Below are 21,929 nucleotides of genomic sequence, written 5' to 3' on the forward strand. Positions count from 1 at the left end.
ATGCGTTTTCCCTATTCGGCGACGCTTCTGTTGCGTTTTTCGAATTTCGATCCATTTAGTTAGCTTCCAAAACGTGTCAGCCCTTGTCATTCCTTGGCAGATGGGCAATATAAGCGTTGCTTTCCCACGCGGAAGTGGGTAATACCCCACTCACCCCGCGGGCGGCGGGGTTGCCTGCCCGCTGGGGTGTTTACGTATCAGATTCCCCGAAACGTAACTTCAACCCCTTGGCGAATTATTCATGCCCAAACGCACCGATATCAAGAAGATCATGCTCATCGGGTCCGGCCCCATTGTCATTGGCCAGGCCTGCGAATTCGACTATTCCGGCACCCAGGCGCTCAAGGCCCTCAAAGAAGAGGGCTACGAGGTCGTGCTGGTGAACTCCAACCCGGCCACCATCATGACCGACCCAGAGTTGGCCGACCGTACCTACATCGAACCCATCGAGCCCGAGACCGTGGCCAAGATCATCGAGAAGGAGCGCCCTGATGCACTGCTCCCCACCCTCGGTGGCCAGACCGGTCTGAACACGGCCATTGCCGTGGCCGAGATGGGCGTGCTGGAAAAGTTCGGCGTCAAGCTCATCGGCGCCGATCTAGACGTCATCAAGAAGGCGGAAAGTCGCGAGGAATTTCGCGCCGCCATGGACAACATCGGCCTCAAATACCCCAAAAGCGGAATCGCCCGTTCCGTGGAAGAGGTGAAGGAGTGGGGCCGGAAGCTCAGTTTCCCCATCATCATCCGTCCGGCGTACACCCTGGGCGGCACCGGCGGGGGCGTGGCCTACAACATGGAGGATCTCGTCGAGATCGCCTCGCAGGGCATCGCCGCCAGCATCAAGGACGAGGTCATGCTCGAAGAGTCCGCACTGGGCTGGAAGGAGTATGAGCTCGAAGTCATGCGGGACAGGAAGGACAACTGCGTCATCATCTGTTCCATCGAGAACTTCGACCCCATGGGAGTGCACACCGGCGACTCGGTCACGGTGGCTCCGGCCCAGACCCTGTCCGACCGCGAATACCAGATGATGCGCGACGCCTCCCTGGCCATCATGCGCGAGATCGGCGTGGAAACCGGCGGGTCCAACGTGCAGTTCGCCATCAACCCCGAAAACGGGGACATGATCGTCATCGAGATGAACCCGCGCGTGTCCCGTTCCTCGGCCCTGGCTTCCAAGGCCACGGGCTTTCCCATCGCGAAGATCGCGGCCAAGCTGGCCGTGGGCTATACCCTGGACGAGATTCCCAACGACATTACCCGCGAAACCATGGCCTCGTTCGAACCGGCCATCGACTACTGCGTGATCAAGATACCCCGGTTCACCTTCGAGAAGTTCCCGGGCACCGACGACTACCTGACCACGGCCATGAAATCCGTGGGCGAGACCATGGCCATCGGCCGGACCTTTAAGGAAGCGCTCCAGAAGGGGCTGCGTTCCCTGGAAACCGGGCAGACCGGCCTGGGCAAGAAATTCGAGGAGTGCGTCCACTCCAAGGACGAGATGCTGGCCATGCTGCGCAAGCCCAACTCGCAGCGGCTCCTGGCCCTGCGCAACGCCATGCGCTGCGGTCTTACCGAGGATGAGATATTCGACGCCTCCTGGTTCGACCCCTGGTTTATCCGCCAGTACCGGGATATTCTCGACATGGAGGAATCCCTCATCGAGTTCGGCATCAAGCAGGGGGTGTCCGAGGACAGCCCGCGCATGAAGGAAGTGCTTCTCAAGGCCAAGCAGTACGGATACTCCGATCCGCAGCTGGCCGCCATCTGGAAGACTTCCGAGGATGCCATCCGCACCCTGCGCAAGAAGCTGGGCGTGGTGCCCACCTACTATCTGGTGGATACCTGCGCGGCCGAATTCGAGGCCTACACTCCGTACTATTATTCCACCTATGAGACGGGCAACGAGATCAAGCCCGCCGAAGGCAAGAAGGTCGTCATCCTGGGCGGCGGGCCCAACCGCATCGGCCAGGGCATCGAGTTCGACTACTGCTGCTGTCACGCCTCCTTCACTCTCAAGGAGATGGGCATTACGGCCATCATGGTCAACTCCAACCCCGAGACCGTCTCCACCGACTACGACACGTCCGACAGGCTCTATTTCGAGCCCCTGACCTTCGAGGACGTGATGAACATCATCGAGTTCGAGAAACCGGACGGCGTCATCGTCCAGTTCGGCGGCCAGACCCCGCTCAACCTGGCCCTGCGACTCATGGACGCGGGCGTGCCACTTATAGGCACCTCGCCTGACGCCATCGACCGCGCCGAGGACCGCGAGCGGTTCAAGCAGCTCATCAATTTGCTGCATCTCAAGCAGCCGCCCAACGGCACGGCCATGAGCATGGTCGAGGCCAAGGAGATCGCCGGAAAGCTGGGCTATCCCCTGGTGCTTCGCCCCTCCTATGTATTGGGCGGCCGTGGCATGGACATCGTCTACTCGGAAAACGAGTTTGAAACCTATTTCCGCGATTCCGCGCGGGTTTCGCCCGAGCATCCGACTCTCATCGACAAGTTCCTGGAGTGGGCCATCGAAGTGGATGTGGACGCCCTGTGCGACGGGGACGATGTCTATATCGGCGGGGTCATGGAGCACATCGAGGAGGCCGGCATCCATTCCGGCGACTCTGCGTCCGTGCTGCCTCCGTTCAGTCTGGCCCCGGAGATGGTGCGTGAGATCGAGAGACAGACCATCGCCATGGCCAGGGAACTGTGCGTGGTGGGACTCATGAACGTGCAGTACGCCATCAAGGATGGCGAGCTGTATATTATCGAGGTCAACCCCAGGGCGTCGCGTACCGTGCCGTATGTTTCCAAGACCACGGACGTGCCCCTGGCCAAGCTGGCCACGCGGGTCATGCTCGGCGAGAAGATCAAGGATCTCAAGCCGTGGAACATGCGCAAGAGAGGACATGTCGCGGTCAAGGAATCCGTGTTCCCCTTCAACCGCTTCCCCAACGTGGATGTCATCCTCGGCCCGGAAATGCGCTCCACGGGCGAGGTCATGGGCATCGACGAAAGCTTCGGGCTGGCCTACATGAAGGCCCAGCTTGCCGCCGGGCAGAGGCTGCCCACCGAAGGCACCGTGTTCATCTCGGTCAATGACTGGGACAAGCACAAGGTCCTGCTGTGCGCCAAGGACTTCATGCACATGGGTTTCCGGATCATGTCCACGGGCGGTACCGCGAACTACCTGGAAGAGAACGGCGTGGAGGTGACCCGCGTGTACAAGGTGCACGAAGGGCAGCGTCCGCACTGTGTGGACCACATCAAGAACGGGGAGATCGACCTGGTCATCAACACGCCCTCGGGCAAGAAGACCGTGGGTGACTCCAAGATGCTCAGGCAGACCACACTCATGTATAACATCCCGTACACGACCACTGTCGCGGGAGCCCGTGCCGTCGCGCAGGCCATTCACGAACTGCGTGAGGCCGGCCAGCAGGTGAAGAGCCTGCAGGAATACCACGGGTAAGGCGAACAGAGGGACGAGATACAATGAAGAAAGAATACTGCGGACTCTTTGGTGTTTACGGCCACCCCGAGGCGGCCAGGATGGCCTATTTCGGCCTCTATGCCATGCAGCACAGGGGCCAGGAATCTGCCGGGATCGTCACCTGGGACGGCACCAAGATCCGGGAACAGAAGGGTATGGGACTGGTGGCCGACGTGTTCAACGAGCGGCACATCGGCAAGGAGCTCAAGGGCGATATTGCCATGGGGCACATCCGGTACTCCACCACGGGCGCATCCCTGCTGCGCAACGCCCAGCCGTTCCTGGTGCGCCACGGCGACCTCCGCCTGGCCGTCGCCCACAACGGCAACCTGGTCAACACCTGCGCTTTGCGCAGGGAACTGGAAGAGCAGGGCAGCATCTTTCAGACCACCATGGACACGGAAGTGTTCGTGCACCTGATCATCCGCAACCTCAACGGCAACACCATCGAGGAGGCGGTGAAGCTGGCCTGCCAGCGCATCAAGGGCGCGTATTCCATGCTCATCCTGGCCAATGACAAGCTCATCGCCGTCAAGGACCCCAACGGGTTCAGGCCCCTGGCCATCGGCCGCCTGGACGACAATTATGTCCTGGCCTCCGAGACCTGCGCCTTCGACCTTATCGAGGCCGAGTATCTTCGACCGCTTTCCCCGGGCGAGATGGTGGTCATTGAAAACGGCAAGATGACCTCCTGCCAGGCCGTGGAGGCGCAGGCCAAGAAACAGTGCATTTTCGAGCTCATCTATTTTGCCCGCCCCGATTCCTACGTCTTCGGCGAGGTTGTTTACGAGCGGCGCAAGGAAATGGGCAAGGTCCTGGCCCGCGAGGCCCCGGTGGACGCGGACCTGGTCATGCCGTTCCCGGATTCTGGAAACTATGCCGCAATCGGCTATTCCCAGGAATCCGGCCTGCCCCTGGAGCTGGCCATGATCCGCAACCACTACGTGGGGCGGACTTTCATCCAGCCCACCCAGGGCATGCGCGACTTCAGCGTGCGCGTGAAGCTGAATCCGGTCCGGAGCATGATCCAGGGCAAGCGCATCGTCATAGTGGAGGACTCCATCGTGCGCGGAACCACCATCCGTACCCGCGTCAAGAAATTGCGCGAACTGGGCGCCAAGGAAATCCACATGCGCGTGAGCTGTCCGCCCATCAAGCATCCCTGTTTCTACGGCATCGACTTTTCGTCCAAGGGCGAACTGATCGCGGCCAACCATCCGGTGGATGATATCGCCCGGTTCCTGGGGCTGGATTCCCTGCACTACCTTACCATCCCGGGGCTGCTCAGCTCCGTGAGCAAGCAGGACGACTACTGCCTGGCCTGCTTTGACGGGAACTACCCGGTTCAGGTAGAAGACAGTGCAGGCAAGATGTGCCTGGAGGACAACGGAAGCAAGCCGGGAATCATCAAGGAATTTTGCTAGCGGCCGATTCAGGGACATAATGGCGGGCGAACCGCCGGAACAATGCTGTGCAAGGTATTGACAAATCCGGTAAAAAGCGGATTGTCTTTCCTTGCATTGGCATATTGGGCAATCCGATCGCAACTTTTACCAGGAATAGACTGAATGGGATGTCATAAGCCCGGCACCATGCTGGAGGTGGCCCGCAAGGCCTTGGATATAGAGATACAGGGGTTGGAAGCCGTGCGCGACCAGCTGGACGGCGGTTTCACCCGGGCGGTGGACGCCATGGCCGCATGTACCGGCAGGGTGGTCATCACCGGGGTGGGCAAGTCCGGCCTGGTGGGGCGCAAGATAGCCGCAACTCTTTCCAGTACCGGCACTCCCTCCTTTTTCCTTCATCCGGTTGAGGGCGCTCACGGGGATATGGGCATGATCCGCGACGAAGACGTGGTGCTGGCTATCTCCAACAGCGGCAACACGGATGAGGTCAATGCCATCCTGCCCACGCTCAAGTCATTGGGTGCCACGGTCATTTCCCTGACCGGCAACGAACAGTCCACCATGGCCGAGCTTTCGGACATCCATATCCTCGCCAAGGTGCCGCGTGAAGCCTGCCCCATCGGCCTGGCTCCCACGGCAAGCACCACGGCGCACCTGGCCGTGGGCGATGCCCTGGCCGTCTGCCTCATGGAGATCAAGGCCTTCAGTCAGAAGGATTTCAAGCGTTTTCATCCCGGCGGCTCCCTCGGGCAGCGCTTGTCCATGTGTGTGGACGAGCTCATGCATACCGAGAAGCTGCCCGTGGTGGATGCCGGAACTCCGCTCAGGGATGCTCTGGAAGTGCTGCACCGGGGCGGTTTCGGGCTGGTGGCCATAGTGGAGAACGACTGCAGGCTGCTCGGCGTGCTTACCGACGGCGATGTGCGCCGTTCGGTCATTACCGGGGAGCTGGATCCGCAGCGGCCCGTGGACGGTGTCATGACTCCGTCGCCGCGCAGCGTCAGCGTGGGCGAATCCGCAGCCTGTGTGCTGGATCTCATGGAGATTCATCAGATCACGGTGTTGCCGGTTGTGGGCGATGACGGCTGTTTGGCAGGGATCGTGCATCTCCACGACCTGTTGGGTAAGGGCAAGTTGAAATTTTCGAATGGAATGTAGGATATTCGCGGAATGAGCATGTTTTCCGGCAAGGAGACGGTCGCGGGCGGCGGGAAGGTCGATCCTGGAGTTTGCGCACGGTGTGCAGGACTCGGGCCCACCTGCTGCCATCTGACTCCCGGCCATGAGGAATTCTGCTTTCCGGTATCCGAGATGGAAAAGGGACGCATCCTCGAGAGCATGCCCTGTACGGGCGGGTTTGTTCTGGAGGAAAATTCCGAGGCCTTCGTGGATAATGTTTGCCGCCTGTTCCCGGGCGAGGAGGATGTTGTCCGCGAACTGTTTCCCCGGGCCAAGTCCCATTACCGGCTGGCCATCGGCGAGGAAGGGGCCTGCCGTTTTCTCGGCTCCTCGGGCTGCACCATCCCCCGGGAAATCCGGCCCTATTATTGCCGCTTGTTTCCTTTCTGGATGGCGGGTAATGAAGTCATCATCTTTGATGCCCAGAGTTGTCTTGCCCGGCGCGAGGCCCGCAACCTCAACAGGATGCTGGAAAGCATCGGCACCACCAAATCCGAAATCCGCGATCTCTTCGGCCGTCTGCGGCTGGCCTGGAACCTGCCGCCCCAGCGCGGCATGAATTCTGTAAAAAAGAAATTTTAATAAATAGTTATGAAAATTCTCAAAATACTTTTGATCACGTTTCTGGTCTTTCTTGTCGCCGCCATTGGCGGCGTAGTCTTTATCTACAACTGGGCGGCAAAGGATCTGCCCGGGTTCAAGGAGATAACCGACTACAACCCGCCGCTGGTGACCACGGTCTACGCCAAGGACAACCAGGTGCTGGGGTATTTCTACAAGGAAAAACGGTTCCTGGTGACCTTGGATCAGATGAGCCCCTGGATCCCCAAGGCCTTTTTGGCCGCCGAGGACGCAGGTTTTTACGAGCACGAGGGTGTGGACCTTGCCGCCATCGCCCGCGCCTTTGTCATCAATGTCAAGGCCGGGCACATCAAGCAGGGCGGTTCCACCATCACCCAGCAGATCATCAAGCGGCTGCTCCTGACCTCGGAAAAGAAGTATGAGCGCAAGCTCAAGGAAGCCATCCTCGCCTTCAGGCTTGAGCATTACCTGACCAAGGACGAGATCCTGACCATCTACCTGAACCAGATCCCGCTAGGCGCGCGTTCCCACGGTGTAGAAGCCGCTGCGCGCGTCTATTTCGGCAAGCACGCCAACGAGCTGGATCTGGCCGAGTGCGCCATTCTCGCTGGCCTGCCCCAGGCGCCCAGCCGGTACAATCCCTTGCGCCACCCTGATCGCGCCCGGAAAAGGCAGGTCTATGTGCTGGAGCAGCTTCTCAGCCAGGGCTGGATTACCCAGGAGCAGTTCGAAGAGGCCATAAACAAGGAAATTGTCTACCAGAGCATGCCCGATCCGTCCTGGAAGGTCGGCGCCTATTACCTGGAAGAGGTCCGGCGCTGGCTGATCGACAAATACGGCGAGGAGCAGGTGTATACCGGCGGCATGACCGTGACCACGCCCTGCGATCTCAAGCATCAGGACGCCGCGGAAAAGGCCCTGCACAAGGGGCTGGAGGATTCCGCCAAGCGCCGTGGCTGGACCGGGCCTCTTGAAAACGTGAGCATGGGCGATGCCACCCGCATTCAAAGCGAGGGCCCTCAGGATACGGAAGGCCTTGAGGCGGGCAGCCGGGTCAAGGCCCTGGTTACTAAAGTTCGCCAGGACGGGGCCGAGGTCGTGTTCGGCGCATTCAACGGTTTTATTACCCTGAAGTCCATGTGGTGGTGCCGCGAACCCGATATCAGAAAATCCCATGAGGACGTGCCCGATCCCAAGGACGCCCGCATGATTCTCAATAAGGGCGATGTTGTCTGGGTCTCCATCACCGAGATTCCTGAGGTTTCCGGTGCCGTCTGGAAGCTCGGCCTGGAGCGTGAGCCCGAAATCGAGGGTGCCATCGTTTCCATCAAGCCGGACACCGGCGAGGTGCTGGCGCTGGTGGGCGGCTATTCCTTCCACAAGAGCCAGTTCAACCGCGCCACCCAGGCCAAGCGCCAGTGCGGTTCGGCCTTCAAGCCCATCGTCTATTCCACGGCCATCGACAACGGGTTTACCCCGGCATCCATTGTGTTGGACGCGCCCATCGTCTTTGCCAACGACGAGCAGGGCAAGCTCTGGCGGCCCGAGAACTTCGAAAACAAATTCTACGGTCCCACCTTGCTGCGCACCGCATTGGTCAAGTCGCGCAACCTGGTAACCATCCGCGTTGCCCAGAAGCTGGGCATCGGCAAGATCATCGAGCGGGCCAGGGCATTGGGCCTGGACACCGAGTTCCCACACGACCTGTCCGTGGCGCTGGGCTCCGCATCCGTGAGCCTCATAAACCTGTGCGAGGCGTATACCGCCTTTGCCCGTGGCGGTTCCTACATCAAGCCACGCATCGTGCTTTCCGTGCAGAGCGCCTGGGGCGAGGAACTCTATGTTTCCGAACCCGAGGCCGTGGACGCCATCAGCCCGCAGACCGCATTCATCATGGCCAGCCTCATGAAGGAGGTCGTGCGCGACGGCACCGGCTGGCGCGCACGCATTCTGGGCCGTCCCGTGGCGGGCAAGACCGGCACCTCCAACAATGAACAGGATGCCTGGTTCATGGGCTATACCCCGTATCTGCTCACCGGCGTCTACGTGGGCTTTGACGAGCTCGCCCCCCAGGGCAAGTGGGAGACCGGTTCCCGTGCGGCCAGCCCCATCTGGGTGGACTACCGCAAGGTCGTGGAGGAGGATTTCCCCTACCAGGACTTCACCCAGCCCCCGGGAGTTGATATGGTGCGCATAGACGGCAGAAGCGGACGCCTTGCCGGGCCCAATTCCAAGGAAGTGTATTTCCTGCCGTTCAAGTCCGGCACGCAACCTTCGCAGATGGCCGCGTCTTCGGGCGGCGGCAGCGGGGACGCGCCCGTTTCGGACGACGATCTCTTCAAGCAGGTATTCTAACCCGGAGCAGGATCATGAAGCTGGATATCTATCAGGTCGACGCATTTGCCGAAGGGGTGTTCAGCGGCAATCCCGCCTCGGTCATTCCGCTGTATGAATGGCCGAGCGACGAGCTCATGCAGAATATCGCCCGGGAGAACAACCAGTCCGAGACGGCCTTTTATGTTCCCAAGGGTGAATACTTCGAGCTACGCTGGTTCACCCCCGAATTCGAGATCGACCTGTGCGGTCACGCCACCATGGCGGCTGCCCATGTCATCTACGAGCACTCGGGGTATTCGGACCCGGCCGTGGTCTTTGTGACCAAGAGCGGCAGGCTGTTCGTGGACCGGGAGGAGTCCGGGACCTACACCATGGATTTTCCGGCCTGGGACTACAAGGAGCTGCAGGTCACGGAGCGGGTGGCCAAGTCTATTGGGGTGCGGCCCCGGGAGCTTTACGCCAACGACCGCGACATGCTGGCCGTGCTGGACGCGGAAAGCGAGGTCCGGAACATCACCCCCGATTTCAGGAAGATCAACGAACTGGACTGCGTGTGCCTCATTGTCACGGCTCCGGGAGAAGACCATGATTTCGTGTCCCGGGTTTTTTGCCCCGGAGCGGGCATCCCAGAGGACCCGGTGACCGGTTCGGCCCATTGCTCCCTGGTACCGTACTGGGCAAAGCGCCTTGGCAGGGAAAGCCTGCAGGCCTTTCAGGCCTCGGAGCGGGGCGGAGTGCTCGGCTGCGAGCTGGCCGGGGACCGGGTGCGGATTTCCGGCATGGCCGTGACCTACATGCAGGGCACCGTCTTTTTGTAGAGGCTCATTAAAAGCAAGGAATTTCAGTATAATGAAACGTAGCGAAATCAATGCTCTCATTCGGGACGCCAAGGCCTTCTTCGAGTCCATGAACTTTAAGCTGCCGCCGTGGGCCTTCTGGAAGCCCGAGGTCTGGAAAGGCATGGGCGATACCGAGATCGTGGCCAATCAACTCGGCTGGGACCTGACCGACTATGGTGCGGGCAAGTTCGAGGAGCGCGGCCTGATCCTGTTCACCATCCGCAACGGCAATTTGCAGGCCGGGCATCCCAAGCCCTATGCTGAAAAGATCATGATCGTGCGGGAGAATCAGATCTGTCCCATGCACTTCCATTGGTCCAAGATGGAGGACATTATCAATCGGGGCGGCGGCAACCTGGTCATCGAGCTGCACGGTTCGGACGAGGAAGAGAATTTTTCCGGAAAGCCGCTCACGGTCATGGTGGACGGCATTGCCCGCATCGTGGAGCCGGGCGGCACCGTCGTGCTTGCGCCGGGAGAGTCCATCACTCTGGAAAAGGGCATGTATCATCGTTTCTCCGGAGAACCGGGCAAGGGCAAGGTCCTGGTGGGCGAGGTCTCCTCGGTCAACGATGACAACACGGACAACCGTTTTCATCAACCCATGCCACGTTTCCCGGAAATCGAGGAAGATGAGGCTCCGGTGCATCTTCTGTGCACCGATTATCCCAAATACATCTAGGCTGCTGATAAACCTCCATCTACTTTGTTGCTGCTAAAAAGCCAAACCCTCGTGTATAATGCATACATGTCGGGCTTGGCTTTTTTTTGCGCCTCGTATCTGACGATTTCTAAGCAGCCTATAATCATAGGCTGCTCTTTCTTGAATTAAGCAATGGGGAGCAGGCTGTTCATAAGCGTGCAAGAGCAAGGCGCAAGGAAATATCCTGACCGTAGCGTATTATCTAAATACGTGAGGATCAGGATATTTCGTAGCAACACAGCTATTGTGCGTTAAGGGACAGCCTGCTGGGCATGGGCGGCATGGCTCCGGCCTGAGTACAGACATAGGCCGCCACCTCCGAGGCGTAGCGGTTGATTTCGTCCAGCTTTCTGCCCTTGAGCCAGGCCAGGGCCATGGCTGCGGTGAACGAGTCCCCCGCGCCGATGGTGTCGCTGATCCGCACGCTCATGCCTGCGAAATCCGATGCCTTGTCGGCCGTGAGCAGCAGGCTGCCGCTACCGCCCCGGGTCAGCACGCCCAGCTTGAGCGAGAAGTGCCGCACCAGCCCGCGCAGCATGGTCTGCTGGTCGCCCCGGAAGCCGAGTAGGGGGCCCACCACGTCCAGCTCCTCGTCGTTGATCTTGAGCACGTCGGCCAGCGCCAGGGAGTTCTCGATGATTTCCCTGGTGTAGAAGTCCTTGCGCAGGTTGATGTCGTAAATCTTCAGGCATGCGCCGGGCAGTTGGCCCAGAAGCGACAGGATGGCGCTGCGGGAGTTCTCCGAGCGTTGGGCCAGGGTGCCGAAGCAGACAGCATTCAGGGCTGGCAGGGCGGCGCGGGCCGCATCGTTGGCCTCGATGAAGTCCCAGGCGACATGGTCCGGGAATTCGTAGGAGGCCACTCCCTGCGCATCCACGGTCACGTCCACGCGGCCCGTGGGATGAACCGGGTCAACGGTCACGGCGCGTATGTCCAGAGCGTGTTTTTTCAAGATCGCCAGGGCCTCGCGCCCCATGTCATCGTCGCCCACGCGGGAGATGGTGATGCTCTCGCCGCCCAGCGCCTTGAAGTGGTAGGCGAAGTTGGCGGGTGCGCCCCCGAGTTTTTTGCCCTCCGGGAGCATGTCCCAGAGGATTTCGCCGATGCCTGCTGCCTTGAATGCCATGGATCCGTCCTAGAGCAGTTTCAGTTTCCAGTTGAAGGTGCTGGTGCGGCGCGGCCGGGGCACCGAACGGGGCCAGGGCTCGTGCAGGTGGATAAAGGTGCTGATGCCCGCGCGTTCCAGGTGCTTGAGCTCCCCGGAAAGATCCAGTTCCCAGCCGGGATAGATCCAGTAGTTCTGCCCGTGTTTCTTGACCCAGGCCACCTCGTGCATGGGGCTCTTTATGGGCGTTTCTTCCTTGACCTCCTCGGCCAGGATGCGGGAGATGCCGAAGGGCCAGAGGCCCTTGATCACCATGCCCAGCGGGATGATGGGCTTTTTGGCTAGCGCCATGACGTCCTCTGCCGGAAGCTCCGGGCTGATGATGGCAGAGGAGAAACCCAGCCCTTTGAGTGCGGCCAGGGCCAGGTGGTTGGATACGTTGCAGAAAGGCCCTGCAATGAGTTCCGCCTTGCGGTCCTTGAAATAGGCCGCCTGCCAGGGCGAGTTGAGCACGAAGGTGGTGGCTCCGTTGCGCTGGGCGTCCTTGATCAATCCCCTGTACTTGGAATCTTCGGCAGGCCAGATCACCGGCGGCAGCCACCATGTGGTGCGGGGAATCATCTGGCGAGACACGCCCTGCAGGGAGGAGCGCTCCAGCCACAGGGCCGCATGACCCTGGATGCGTCCTTTGGGCAGGCTGCGGTTCACTTGCATGTGCACGGGGCGCTGCCTGCTGCGCTGGCCCGTGCCCTTGGGCATCTTGGGCTCGAAGGTGGATTCCTTGGGGGCCGGGCGTTCGTGATTCTTGAGATCGTTTTCCAGCTCATGGATGAGCTTGGTCAATTCCTTTTCGCGGCGGTCCACCAGAAAGACGTTGTATCCCGAGCGCAGGCCCGGGCCCTTGATGTTTTTCCTGAAGGGAATATCGAATCGTCCCCGCTTGGGGATGCGCCTGCGGATACTCAGGGTGCGGTGGCCGGGCTGGTCCTCGTAGCCGATGCGCACCAGGTCGCCGGGTTGCAATTCCTCGCGCGTGGTGAAGTAGAACTTCTGTCCGTCCTTCTTGACCTGGCCGATGAACAGCCCCGAGCTGGTTTCCTCGTGCGGCTTGATGGGCATGTACGGGCGCTGGGGCAGGAAAACTGAATGGCTGGAGGGCCGACCAAGGGCCTGGTCCAGCAGGCTCTGGGCCATTTTCTTGGCCTGGGCGTCCGTTGGGTTGTCGCGCAGAAGCTTGTAGGCCTTGACCGTATAGTAGACGTAGTGGGGCCCTTTCTTGCGGCCTTCGATCTTCCAGGATGTGACCTGGGGGATGTCCAGCAGGGGCTTGGTCAGCACGTCCAGGCTCAGGTCCATGCATGAGAACAGACGCTTGGCGTCGTGGCTGCCGCCCTGTTTGTACAGGCGTCGGCAGGGCTGAACGCAGCGGCCGCGCAGGCCGCTTTTGCCGCCCATGTAGCTGCTCCAGTAGCAGCGGCCCGAGACACAGTGGCACAGGGCGCCGTGGATGAAGATTTCCAAATCCAGTCCCTTGGGCGTTGCCTTGGCCATTTCCCGGATTTCGTCCAGGTTCATTTCACGCGGCAGCACCACGCGGCTGGCGCCCAGTTCCTTAGCAATGGCCAGTCCCGCGGGGTGGGTCACGTTGGCCAGGGTGGAAAGGTGCAGCTCGCCCTTGTAGCCCGCTTGCCGCGCCAGCTGGAGCATGGCAAGATCCTGGACGATGAGCGCCTCGGGCTTTACCGATTGGGTCAGCCTGTGGATTAGCCGTCCCGCGGATTGTGCATCATCGGGCTTGACCAGGGTGTTCATTGCCACGTAAGTCTTGGTGCCGTGCTCGCGAGCCAGGCTGGCCAGCGCGGCAAGGTCGCTGATGGAAAAGTTCTTGGCCTGCATGCGGGCGGAAAAGTGCTTGAGGCCGACATAGATGACGTCTGCGCCAGCAGCCACCGCAGCAAGGTAGGAGCTTTGGTCGCCCGCCGGGGCCATTATTTCTGGTTTCAATTCTTTTTTACTCATATTCTGGATGGTGTCATGTCGTTAAGAGATTGCCGGAACGTGAAGGTATTGGATGTTGTCCCCGTTGGTCAATCAAAAAGGCCCGGGGATTTTTTTGAATTGGTTTTGGAGTATCCGGATTGGGATGCCTGGAAGCCGGGTCAGTTCGTCATGATTCGGCCCGCAAGCTGGGGGCCCGAGCTGGTCTGGGGCCGTCCGTTCTCCATCTGTTCGGCCGACGGCAAGTCCCTGACCCTGTTCATTCAGAAGGTCGGCCGGGGCACGTCGCGTATCGCCGAGCTTGAAAAGGGCGATTCCGTCACTGTCTGGGGGCCGCTGGGCAACGGGTTCGCCGTGGAGCCGGAAACCCCCACACTTATGCTGGCGGGTGGCATCGGCATTGCCCCGTTCCGTGGTTATATCGAGCAGCATCCCACCTCTGAAAATTTGAAGCTATTCTTTGCTCACCGCATGCCGAGAGCATGCTATTCCTACGATTCCATGACCGCGACCGTGCGGCATCAAAGCATGGTCGAGCAGAATCCCGACGACCTGCAGGCCATCATAAAGGAAATGGGCGTTTTGATCGAGCAGTACAAGGACGGCCTGATCCTGTGCTGCGGACCGACCCCGTTCATGCGCACGGCGCGGAAATTCGCTCTGGAGCATGGCGCGCGTCTGCAGGTTTCCCTGGAGAATCACATGGGGTGCGGCGTAGGCGCCTGTCTGGGGTGCGTCTGCAAGAACGACAAGGACAAGTACGTGCAGGTATGCACCAACGGGCCGGTGTTCTGGGCCGACAAGGTGGAGCTTTAGGAGGACGGCATCATGAACATGAAGGTATCTTTCGGCGGTCTGGAGATGAAGAATCCGGTCATGACCGCCTCGGGGACGTTCGGCAACGGCCTTGAATTCGCGCCTTATGGCGACCTGGAAAAGCTCGGCGGCATCTGCGCCAAGGGTCTTTCCCTGAAACCGCGCGAGGGCAATCCCATGCCGCGCATCGCCGAGACTCCCTGCGGCATGCTCAATGCCATCGGCATTCAGAACCCGGGCGTGGAATATTTTCTCACGAACATCTTGCCGTCGCTCAAAAGCAAGGACGTGGCCGTGGTCGCCAATCTTTATGCTTGCGATGCAGAGGAGTTCGGCGAGCTCGGAGCCATCCTCGCGGCCGAGGACAAGATCGCGGCCCTGGAGGTGAACGTCTCCTGTCCCAACGTGAAGGAGGGCGGTGCGGCCTTCGGCCAGGATCCCCGGCAGATCACCAAGGTCACGGAGGCGGTCAAGAAGCGGGCGGGCAGCAAGCCTGTCATGGTCAAACTTTCGCCCAACGTCGCGGACATCGTTTCCTGCGCCAGGGCGGCCGTGGACGGCGGGGCGGACATCCTTTCGCTCATCAATACGCTCATCGGCATGTCCGTGGACATCCGCAGCCGCAGGCCGCGCATCGCCAACGTCGTGGCCGGGCTTTCCGGGCCGGCAATAAAGCCCGTGGCCCTGCGTTGCGTGCATCAGGTCTGCCGCGCCGTGGATGTTCCCGTGGTGGGCATCGGCGGTATTGCCTCGGCCGAGGACGCCCTGGAGTTCATCCTGCTGGGCGCGCACGCGGTGCAGGTGGGGACGGCCAACTTCATGCGCCCGGATTTCGCCTTTTCCCTGGCCGGGGACATGGAAAAGCTGCTGGAGGAGATCGGCGCGAAAAGCCTGGAGGACTACCGCGGGAGTCTGGAGCTTCCCTTGTAAACTCAGGTTGTTGAAAAAAAATGTGTTTTTAGTGAAATTTTTGCTTGCCACCCGCAGGTGATTTCGCTAAATACACATCTCCCAACGCGGAGAGGTGTCCGAGTCCGGCTGAAGGAGCACGCCTGGAAAGCGTGTGTGCGGGAAACCGTACCGGAGGTTCAAATCCTCTCCTCTCCGCCAGAGAGAGAATAATGGGCCTGCAGAATGCAGGCCCTTTTTCTTGACGGCAGCATGTGCCTGCGTTAGACAGTCCTTCCCTCTACGGTAGTGGAAGGGTGGAGGGAAGTCGGACGGCGGTATCGCCGCAAACCCCGTCAGGCCCGAAAGGGAGCAGCGGTAGTGGTTGCTATCGGGTGTCTGGCTTCCCTCACAGGGGCGCTCTTCGGAGCGTCCCTGTTTTTTTATGCAAACTCCATGAGGGAGCCGCGCCATGTCCAGACTCCAATCCATTCCCCGATTTTTTGAGCGCCACTTTATTCTCGTGGCCGTGATTCTTTCCGGGTTGTCTCTTTGGCAGCCGTCACTCTTCATCTGGATCAAGCCGCACATTCCGCTGGGGCTCGGGGTGATCATGTTCGGCATGGGGCTGACCCTCGATTTCGATGATTTCCGTGAGATTTTTCGTAAATGGCGACTGGTGGGACTCGGCGTGGTGTTGCAGTTCACGGTCATGCCTCTGTCGGCGATCCTCCTGGCACATGTGTTCAACCTTCCCGTGGTTTTCCCGCTTATTGACGGTCTCATTCTCCGCCGTGTTTTCCGGAAGCGTCTGGAGCCTGTTTTGCATTGGTTTCCCTCTGTTTCCATTACAGTGATCGCCCTGCTCGTGGCCTGTATTGTCGGTCTGAACCGGGCTGCGCTGCTGGCCTTTCCCGCGTTGGTTTTTCTTGCGGTGGCCCTGCACAACGGGCTGGGCCTTGCCGTCGGGTATGTCTCCGGCAGGTTGCTCGGCCAACACGAATCAGATTGCCGCACCCTGGCCATAGAGGTGGGAATGCAGAACTCCGGGCTCGGCGTGGCGTTGGCCGCGCAGTATTTTGGGGCCGCCTCGGCATTGCCCGGCGCATTGTTCAGCCTCTGGCACAACATTTCCGGGGTATTCCTGGCCACATTCTGGCGCAGAACGAGGGGTAGCCTTTAAGACACCTGTCCGATATGATTCAATATTTTTTGTTTGTGCTTGACCTGTATTACCATTGTGTTATTCATATGCGGTCTAAGTGATAGAGGTCTGGATTCATATTCACAACTAATGGTACTGGAGGAGCTGTATGAGGCGTGTGGCAGTTGTTGTGACGGCAGTGTTTTTGTTGGCGGCCCTGGTCTCCAACGCATGTGCGCATTTCGGGATGCTGGTCCCGGATACCGATGAGGTCTCCCAGAAAAAGCGCGACATCAACCTGACTCTTTCCTTCTCCCATCCCATGGAAGGACAGGGCATGGTGCTGGAAAAACCACAGCAGTTTTTCGTTGTCCAGGACAATGAAACCAAAACGGACCTGCTGGGCCAGCTGAAGGAAGCCAAGGTCATGGATTTCCAGGCATGGACGGCCAACTACAAGCCCAAGGCTCCCGGTCTGTACACCTTTGCCTATGTTCCGGTTCCCTACAAGGAAGATGCCGAGAACAACTACATCCAGCACTTCACCAAGGTGTACGTGGATGCCTACGGCGAGGGCGAAGACTGGATGCAGCCCCTGGGGCTGCGCACGGAAATCGTGCCCCTGACCCGTCCCTTCGGCAATTACGCAGGAAACGTGTTCCAGGGCGTTGTCTATCTTGACGGCAAGCCCGCTCCCTATACCCGCGTGGAAGTGGAGTACTACAACAAGGACGGGAAGCGTCATGCTCCCAACGAGCGCATGGTGACCCAGGAAGTAATGGCCGACGGCAACGGCGTGTTCACCTTTGCCTGCCCGTGGAAGGGCTGGTGGGGTTTTGCCGGCCTGAATACCGCAGCCGATGAATACAAGGGCCGCGAGCTGGAACTCGGCGCAGTGCTTTGGGTGGAAATGAAATAATTGTTTTGATTGAACGAGATATTGAAAAGGCCCGCTTGAGCGGGCCTTTTTTATTGCGGAAACAGTCTGGCAAAAATGTTTTTCTCCCATGTGGGTTCCTTGTGCCGGAGCAGGGCAAGGATGGGGGAGACGTATTCGTCGGTAAGCGCTCCGGCAATGCCGCCCAGCCAACTGCCTACCAGGCTGCCCACCAGGATGTTGGCCCCGGTGGCGCTGCTGGCTATCTGTACCAGGGTGCCCAGCAGGGAGCCCATGAACGCGCCGAGCACCATGCCGTCGTTGTGGATGGGGGAGTATGGCTTGAGCCCTCGACGCAACCGCAGCAGGTCCTTGAGGATGAAGCCCATGAGCCCGCCGAGAAAGGTGGTGGTGATGGTCAGTACCGCTCCCGGGAAAATATAGTGCAGGGCAAAGCCGTGAGCGAGCGTGCCTTCCAGCAGTCCGGCCAGACCTCCCACCAGCATGATGCCTGAGAACCCTTTTTCCTTGGTGTCCAGTTCCAGTTTCATGTCTACTCCGGTTTGCGGAAATGATTTCCGTTTTCTTTTCGAATGCCAGAATCATGCCGCGTATCATGGCGAAATTCCGTTTTGTTGACGAGGGATTGAAATAGCTGTTTCAAATGCCTGTTTGGTTAACGTATTGGTTTTTCTGATTTACTTTTCATTGGGTTGTGGTACAAGGCAGAAGTTTCTGCGGCGCTGATTTTGCGCCGTTTTGTATACCGGAGGGGCCGTGGAGGTTTGGTGTGCAAGACGGGGCAAATACCAAGAAAGTTACGCGCCGTTCGTATGAAGGGGGAAGGATGAAAAAATCTGTTCTATTGTTCTGTCTGATGCTGACGGCGTGCGGGCTGGCCGCCGTCAGCATTTCCAATGCCCATGCAGCCGGTTTTGCGCTTTATGAATGGAGCAGCCGAGGAAACGGTATGGGCGGGGCGCTTACCGCACTCGTGGATGATGCTTCGGCTATCGCCTACAATCCGTCGGCAATGACCCGGGTCGAGGGGACTCAGTCCATGGCCGGTGTCACTCTTATTCAACCTCATGCCGATGTTGAAATGAACGGTGAGACCGCATCCACGAAAGGGAAGGTGTATGTTCCACCCCATGCCTATATTACCCACCAGGTGAACGATGATCTGTGGGTCGGTTTTGGGGCTTACACTCGTTATGGTGTGGGGACGAACTATGACCATGACTGGGAAGGGCGCTACAATGTGTATAAGGCAAGTTTGGAGTCTCATTCCTTCAGCCCGGCCGTAGCCTACAAGGTGAATGACAAGTGGTCTGTCGGCGCTGCCGTGGACGCCATGTGGCTTTCTTTCGATCTCAGGAAAATTATATCCCCATTGTCTCCTGTCCCTGCTGCGAGAAATGCGGATCTGCATCTCGATAACACTGGTTGGGCATGGGGCGGCAATATCTCCACCCATTACCAGTTTACGGACAAACTTTCCGTTGGGGCCATTTATAGAACTCCTCAACGGCTGGTTGGGAGCGGCAAAACCAAGATACTTGAAACCGGCGTGGAAGAAGATCTTACCATGCGCGCAACGCTTCCCGGCAGCCTGACTTTTGGGCTTGCATTTGAGCCCACGGACGTATGGCGGTTCGAGGTCGACGCCATTTACACAAACTGGAGCGATTACAAGCAGATCGAGTACCGGTACGGAAGCCAGACTGCAACTCAGGCCTTTTTTGGTCAATCTCAGACGGATGCGGCCAAGCATTTTAAAAACGTCTGGCGACTTCAGGTCGGCACCGAGATTGATATCAATGATGCCAACACGCTTCGGCTCGGATTTGTCTGGGACCAAAGTCCTATCAAAACGGGATATGAAGATTACATGCTCCCTACCAATGACCGCACCATGTACAGTGTCGGCTATGGGTACAAGAGCGGTGATTGGAATGTAGATCTGTCATTGATGTACCTGAACATGGACGACAGGCATATTGATGCGCGGGGCAATTCCCTTGTCACCGGCATTTATGATACCGACATCACCGGTAGTAGTGCATACCTCGGTGGAGTCTCGGTTACCTATAATTTCTAGGCTGCGTACAATTAATTCAAAGGCCCCTTGCCGGAGACGGCGAGGGGCCTTTTCTTGTGTTGACAGCGGGCAGTGCTGCTGCTCAACTGGTCCGTATGAGGAAATGTCCATGATCCGTCTCGACAATATTTCATATGCCTACTCCAGGGAGTGTCCGGCCCTCTATGATTTGTCCCTGGAAGTCCGGCCGGGCGAGGTGCTTGTCTTGGCCGGGGCCAACGGCAGCGGCAAGTCCACGCTGCTCTCCCTGCTTGCCGGGTTGTATTCGCCCACGTCCGGCACTCTGGTGATCAACCGGGAAGATCGGGATAAGGGCGCGGGCGTCAATCCGCAATGCCGTCTTGTCATGCAGGATGCCGACCTGCAGATCATCGGGGCCACGGTGGAGGAGGATCTCCTGGTGGGCCGGGAGAAGCGGGAAGGCGCCGTGCAGGCGGCGAAAACCATGGCGCGTACCTTCGGGCTGGATGAATACTGGGAGGCACCGGTACAGAACCTTTCCTGGGGAACCAAGAAGAAGCTTTGCCTTGCAGCGGCCTTGCTCGACGAACCGCAGGTGTTGCTTTTGGATGAACCTTTCAGCGGTCTCGATTATCCCGGTATCCGGGAAATGCGGCGTCTTATTGATGAAAACCGGCGCAGGGGCCTGACCCAGGTGGTGGCCGTGCATGACCTGGAGTGCCTCGTGGACCTGGCGGACCGGCTGGCCGTGCTCAGCGGCGGCAGGCTTGTTGCCCTGGGCTCTCCCGAGCAGGTTCTCGATGTCGTGCGCGAGCATGGCGTGCGTCCGCCGTGTTCATGGCTTTTGGAGAACAAGGTCAGGCCCTGGGATGATTGACTTCAAGGCCGTTCAGTCGCTCGACCCCCGGTTGAAGATCGGGGCGGTTCTGCTCCTCGGAGCGGCCCTGTGGAACACGGGGTGGTGGGGGCTGTGCCTGTGTGCGGTGCTTCTGTTTTTTCTGTTCGCCCTTGCCGGTCGTTTCCGCGCCGAAACAGGGGATTTGGTCAGGCGTTTTCTGCTCTTTGTCCTTTTCTGGATGGGGCTCAAAATCGTTCTCGGAGTTGTCCGGGGTGAGCCCCTGGGTGGGGTCCTGTCCGGATCCCTGTTTTTCGGTTTCCGGCTTTTCCTGCTGCTGCTGACGGGATTGGCGCTGGCCGTGACCACCTCGGCGCGGCAACTCGGCCAGAGCCTGTCCTGGGTCCTGAGGCCCTTTCTCGGCAGGGATCGGGCCTGGAAACCGGCGCTGGCGCTGGCGCTCATGACGCATTTTCTTCCCCAATGCGCAGAGGCCTTCGGCACGGCCCGTACCTGCCTGTCCATGCGTTTTCCGCATGCTCCGGCTTATCGCAAGGCCTTGTTATATCCGCAGATGGTGTTGCGGTTCATGGGGCAAAAGACATGGGACCGGACATTGGCCGTGACCGTGCGAGGGCTGGACGAGGCTTCTGCCTGGGTGCCCGGATTCTGTTGGAAGGAGCGGGATACGGTCGCCGCGGGATTAGTCGCCCTGGCGGGGGCCGCCGTTTTTATGCTCTAGCAGGGTCCTGCAGAGAACCAGAACGCAGAGAACGGTCAGGCAGATGTCCCGCGTCAGCACCAGGCGCATGTCGGAGGTCGCTTCGGGAGTGGTGGTGAAGCAGCCGCAGTTGATATCCAATCCACGGGCGTGGCTATAGGCCACCGCAGCCGTGAAAATCGCCATGAGGCCGGTGGCGACGGATGCCGCCCCGTGGCGGAACCAGCCCACCATCAGCGCCAATCCCACAACAAGCTCCAGCCATGGCAGCCAGAGAGCCGCGGGGCCGATCAGCGCGTCGGGCAGGATATGATAGTTGCCGATGGCCTGGGCAAACCCCACGGGGTTCATGAGCTTGTCCCAGGAAGCGTAGACAAAGATTGCTCCCAGCAGGAACCGAAGCAGGAAAGTCATTTTCTTCATTGCAGGCCCCCCTCGGTTTCCCTGCCCAGTTCTGCCCACTTCTGGAATCCTTCCGGAAAGATGTCGGCGTTGAATTCCTTGTCGATGAGCATGAGGGCCAGTTTCTGGGCCGTATTGCAGAGTTCGTTGCTGCAGTAGACCACAAGCTGCTTTCCCCGGGGCAGCACCTCCAGCACCGACGGGTCGGCCTGGGCTTCGTGCAGCGGGATGTTTATCGCGCCCGGAATGTGCCCCATGTCGTAATCGAAGGAATCCCGGCCATCCACGAAGACTACGTCCTTGCGCGTGAAGAGGTCGTATGCCTGTTCCGCAGTCAGGGGGACCGGGGCGGTGGGCATGTTCATGGGGGCCTGCAGGACGGGAGTCGCCGGTGTTTCCATGAGCCCGCGAACGTCTGTGCGGGCCGCGTATGTTGTTGCCGCCAAGGCCAGCGATACGGCCAGGAGCAGCGCAATTTCCTTGAAGGTTTGCCTAATCATGTTGATTATCTTTCATTATTTGCTATTGCTGGAAAGTAG

General features: G+C 59.4%; 19 protein-coding genes, 1 tRNA gene and 1 other RNA gene. 16 read left to right on the top strand and 5 right to left on the bottom strand.

The features are described 5' to 3' along the window. The first annotated feature begins 241 nt into the window (after nt 1–241). From carB to FGL65_RS09965, 7 genes are all read left to right on the top strand, one after another. Nucleotides 242–3,475: a carbamoyl-phosphate synthase large subunit gene (gene carB, locus FGL65_RS09935; protein ID WP_147821056.1), complete on the top strand. Its 3,234-nt coding sequence runs from the start codon at nt 242–244 to the stop codon at nt 3,473–3,475. 23 nt (nt 3,476–3,498) lie between these two features. Continuing rightward, a complete protein-coding gene (gene purF / locus FGL65_RS09940; RefSeq protein WP_147821057.1) occupies nt 3,499–4,920 on the top strand; it encodes an amidophosphoribosyltransferase in 1,422 nt (473 codons plus the stop codon). Between the two features lie 144 nt (nt 4,921–5,064). Beyond that, the gene (locus tag FGL65_RS09945) at nt 5,065–6,060 is read left to right on the top strand and encodes a KpsF/GutQ family sugar-phosphate isomerase (RefSeq protein ID WP_147821058.1); all 996 of its coding nucleotides are present in this window, start codon (nt 5,065–5,067) and stop codon (nt 6,058–6,060) included. Nucleotides 6,061–6,072: 12 nt separating this feature from the next. Continuing rightward, complete coding sequence (locus FGL65_RS09950) at nt 6,073–6,663, top strand: YkgJ family cysteine cluster protein (RefSeq protein WP_250645451.1); 591 nt, start codon at nt 6,073–6,075, stop codon at nt 6,661–6,663. Between the two features lie 9 nt (nt 6,664–6,672). Beyond that, complete coding sequence (locus tag FGL65_RS09955; protein ID WP_147821059.1) at nt 6,673–9,018, top strand: penicillin-binding protein 1A; 2,346 nt, start codon at nt 6,673–6,675, stop codon at nt 9,016–9,018. Nucleotides 9,019–9,032: 14 nt separating this feature from the next. Continuing rightward, nucleotides 9,033–9,818 carry a PhzF family phenazine biosynthesis protein gene (locus FGL65_RS09960; protein ID WP_147821060.1) on the top strand — a complete coding sequence of 262 codons (786 nt, stop codon included), beginning with the start codon at nt 9,033–9,035 and terminating at the stop codon, nt 9,816–9,818. A 31-nt stretch (nt 9,819–9,849) separates the two neighbouring features. Next, nucleotides 9,850–10,521 carry a D-lyxose/D-mannose family sugar isomerase gene (locus FGL65_RS09965; RefSeq protein WP_147821061.1) on the top strand — a complete coding sequence of 224 codons (672 nt, stop codon included), beginning with the start codon at nt 9,850–9,852 and terminating at the stop codon, nt 10,519–10,521. Nucleotides 10,522–10,783: 262 nt separating this feature from the next. Here FGL65_RS09965 and FGL65_RS09970 read toward each other — a convergent pair whose 3' ends face one another. Next, the gene (locus FGL65_RS09970) at nt 10,784–11,668 is read right to left on the bottom strand and encodes a carbohydrate kinase family protein (RefSeq protein ID WP_147821062.1); all 885 of its coding nucleotides are present in this window, start codon (nt 11,666–11,668) and stop codon (nt 10,784–10,786) included. 9 nt (nt 11,669–11,677) lie between these two features. Beyond that, nucleotides 11,678–13,666, bottom strand: coding sequence for a peptidase U32 family protein (locus FGL65_RS09975; protein ID WP_147821063.1), 1,989 nt, complete (start codon nt 13,664–13,666; stop codon nt 11,678–11,680). Nucleotides 13,667–13,681: 15 nt separating this feature from the next. Here FGL65_RS09975 and FGL65_RS09980 point away from each other — a divergent pair, with 15 nt between their 5' ends. The 6 genes from FGL65_RS09980 (at nt 13,682) to FGL65_RS10005 (ending at nt 17,412) form a co-directional block, all read left to right on the top strand. Continuing rightward, nucleotides 13,682–14,461: an iron-sulfur cluster-binding protein gene (locus FGL65_RS09980; protein ID WP_147821064.1), complete on the top strand. Its 780-nt coding sequence runs from the start codon at nt 13,682–13,684 to the stop codon at nt 14,459–14,461. A gap of 12 nt (nt 14,462–14,473) precedes the next feature. Further along, nucleotides 14,474–15,391, top strand: a complete 918-nt coding sequence (locus tag FGL65_RS09985) for a dihydroorotate dehydrogenase (RefSeq protein WP_147821065.1) — start codon at nt 14,474–14,476, stop codon at nt 15,389–15,391. An 88-nt stretch (nt 15,392–15,479) separates the two neighbouring features. After that, nucleotides 15,480–15,571: transfer RNA gene (locus FGL65_RS09990), tRNA-Ser, on the top strand. Nucleotides 15,572–15,668: 97 nt separating this feature from the next. After that, an RNA gene (gene ffs, locus FGL65_RS09995) (signal recognition particle sRNA small type) lies at nt 15,669–15,764 on the top strand. A gap of 57 nt (nt 15,765–15,821) precedes the next feature. Next, nucleotides 15,822–16,532, top strand: coding sequence for a bile acid:sodium symporter family protein (locus FGL65_RS10000; RefSeq protein WP_147821066.1), 711 nt, complete (start codon nt 15,822–15,824; stop codon nt 16,530–16,532). A 130-nt stretch (nt 16,533–16,662) separates the two neighbouring features. Further along, the gene (locus FGL65_RS10005) at nt 16,663–17,412 is read left to right on the top strand and encodes a DUF4198 domain-containing protein (protein WP_147821067.1); all 750 of its coding nucleotides are present in this window, start codon (nt 16,663–16,665) and stop codon (nt 17,410–17,412) included. A 50-nt stretch (nt 17,413–17,462) separates the two neighbouring features. Here the strand turns inward: FGL65_RS10005 and FGL65_RS10010 are convergent, their stop codons facing one another. After that, nucleotides 17,463–17,921 (bottom strand): hypothetical protein, encoded by a 459-nt coding sequence (locus FGL65_RS10010; RefSeq protein WP_147821068.1) that lies wholly within the window; start codon nt 17,919–17,921, stop codon nt 17,463–17,465. A 296-nt stretch (nt 17,922–18,217) separates the two neighbouring features. Here FGL65_RS10010 and FGL65_RS10015 point away from each other — a divergent pair, with 296 nt between their 5' ends. The 3 genes from FGL65_RS10015 (at nt 18,218) to FGL65_RS10025 (ending at nt 21,009) form a co-directional block, all read left to right on the top strand. After that, nucleotides 18,218–19,471, top strand: a complete 1,254-nt coding sequence (locus FGL65_RS10015) for an OmpP1/FadL family transporter (RefSeq protein WP_147821069.1) — start codon at nt 18,218–18,220, stop codon at nt 19,469–19,471. A gap of 109 nt (nt 19,472–19,580) precedes the next feature. Further along, on the top strand, nt 19,581–20,309 hold the full coding sequence (locus FGL65_RS10020; protein ID WP_147821070.1) for an energy-coupling factor ABC transporter ATP-binding protein: 729 nt from the start codon (nt 19,581–19,583) through the stop codon (nt 20,307–20,309). Continuing rightward, nucleotides 20,302–21,009, top strand: a complete 708-nt coding sequence (locus tag FGL65_RS10025; protein WP_187170347.1) for a CbiQ family ECF transporter T component — start codon at nt 20,302–20,304, stop codon at nt 21,007–21,009. The genes FGL65_RS10020 and FGL65_RS10025 overlap by 8 nt, the downstream gene beginning before the upstream one ends. Here FGL65_RS10025 and FGL65_RS10030 read toward each other — a convergent pair. Together FGL65_RS10030 and FGL65_RS10035 are read right to left on the bottom strand one after the other, a co-directional pair. Beyond that, nucleotides 20,971–21,411: a MauE/DoxX family redox-associated membrane protein gene (locus tag FGL65_RS10030; RefSeq protein ID WP_147821072.1), complete on the bottom strand. Its 441-nt coding sequence runs from the start codon at nt 21,409–21,411 to the stop codon at nt 20,971–20,973. The two genes, FGL65_RS10025 and FGL65_RS10030, sit on opposite strands and share 39 nt — an antisense overlap. Continuing rightward, complete coding sequence (locus FGL65_RS10035; protein WP_147821073.1) at nt 21,408–21,890, bottom strand: rhodanese-like domain-containing protein; 483 nt, start codon at nt 21,888–21,890, stop codon at nt 21,408–21,410. The genes FGL65_RS10030 and FGL65_RS10035 overlap by 4 nt, the downstream gene beginning before the upstream one ends. Between the last annotated feature and the right edge of the window lie 39 nt (nt 21,891–21,929).

This window comes from Salidesulfovibrio onnuriiensis (assembly GCF_008001235.1).
GTDB classification, from domain to species: domain Bacteria; phylum Desulfobacterota; class Desulfovibrionia; order Desulfovibrionales; family Desulfovibrionaceae; genus Pseudodesulfovibrio; species Pseudodesulfovibrio onnuriiensis.

Excerpts from the sequence above, each read along its gene's own strand:
- FGL65_RS09950 (WP_250645451.1), top strand. The coding sequence starts at position 6,073 with ATGAGCATGTTTTCCGGCAAGGAGACGGTCGCGGGCGGCGGGAAGGTC.
- FGL65_RS10020 (WP_147821070.1), top strand. The coding sequence starts at position 19,581 with ATGATCCGTCTCGACAATATTTCATATGCCTACTCCAGGGAGTGTCCG.
- FGL65_RS10035 (WP_147821073.1), bottom strand. The coding sequence starts at position 21,890 with ATGATTAGGCAAACCTTCAAGGAAATTGCGCTGCTCCTGGCCGTATCG.
- FGL65_RS10025 (WP_187170347.1), top strand. The coding sequence starts at position 20,302 with ATGATTGACTTCAAGGCCGTTCAGTCGCTCGACCCCCGGTTGAAGATC.
- FGL65_RS10015 (WP_147821069.1), top strand. The coding sequence starts at position 18,218 with ATGAAAAAATCTGTTCTATTGTTCTGTCTGATGCTGACGGCGTGCGGG.
- FGL65_RS10030 (WP_147821072.1), bottom strand. The coding sequence starts at position 21,411 with ATGAAGAAAATGACTTTCCTGCTTCGGTTCCTGCTGGGAGCAATCTTT.
- FGL65_RS09970 (WP_147821062.1), bottom strand. The coding sequence starts at position 11,668 with ATGGCATTCAAGGCAGCAGGCATCGGCGAAATCCTCTGGGACATGCTC.
- FGL65_RS10005 (WP_147821067.1), top strand. The coding sequence starts at position 16,663 with ATGAGGCGTGTGGCAGTTGTTGTGACGGCAGTGTTTTTGTTGGCGGCC.
- FGL65_RS09985 (WP_147821065.1), top strand. The coding sequence starts at position 14,474 with ATGAACATGAAGGTATCTTTCGGCGGTCTGGAGATGAAGAATCCGGTC.
- FGL65_RS10000 (WP_147821066.1), top strand. The coding sequence starts at position 15,822 with ATGTCCAGACTCCAATCCATTCCCCGATTTTTTGAGCGCCACTTTATT.
- FGL65_RS09975 (WP_147821063.1), bottom strand. The coding sequence starts at position 13,666 with ATGAGTAAAAAAGAATTGAAACCAGAAATAATGGCCCCGGCGGGCGAC.
- FGL65_RS09960 (WP_147821060.1), top strand. The coding sequence starts at position 9,033 with ATGAAGCTGGATATCTATCAGGTCGACGCATTTGCCGAAGGGGTGTTC.
- FGL65_RS09980 (WP_147821064.1), top strand. The coding sequence starts at position 13,682 with ATGTCGTTAAGAGATTGCCGGAACGTGAAGGTATTGGATGTTGTCCCC.
- purF (WP_147821057.1), top strand. The coding sequence starts at position 3,499 with ATGAAGAAAGAATACTGCGGACTCTTTGGTGTTTACGGCCACCCCGAG.
- FGL65_RS09965 (WP_147821061.1), top strand. The coding sequence starts at position 9,850 with ATGAAACGTAGCGAAATCAATGCTCTCATTCGGGACGCCAAGGCCTTC.
- FGL65_RS10010 (WP_147821068.1), bottom strand. The coding sequence starts at position 17,921 with ATGAAACTGGAACTGGACACCAAGGAAAAAGGGTTCTCAGGCATCATG.
- FGL65_RS09945 (WP_147821058.1), top strand. The coding sequence starts at position 5,065 with ATGGGATGTCATAAGCCCGGCACCATGCTGGAGGTGGCCCGCAAGGCC.
- FGL65_RS09955 (WP_147821059.1), top strand. The coding sequence starts at position 6,673 with ATGAAAATTCTCAAAATACTTTTGATCACGTTTCTGGTCTTTCTTGTC.
- carB (WP_147821056.1), top strand. The coding sequence starts at position 242 with ATGCCCAAACGCACCGATATCAAGAAGATCATGCTCATCGGGTCCGGC.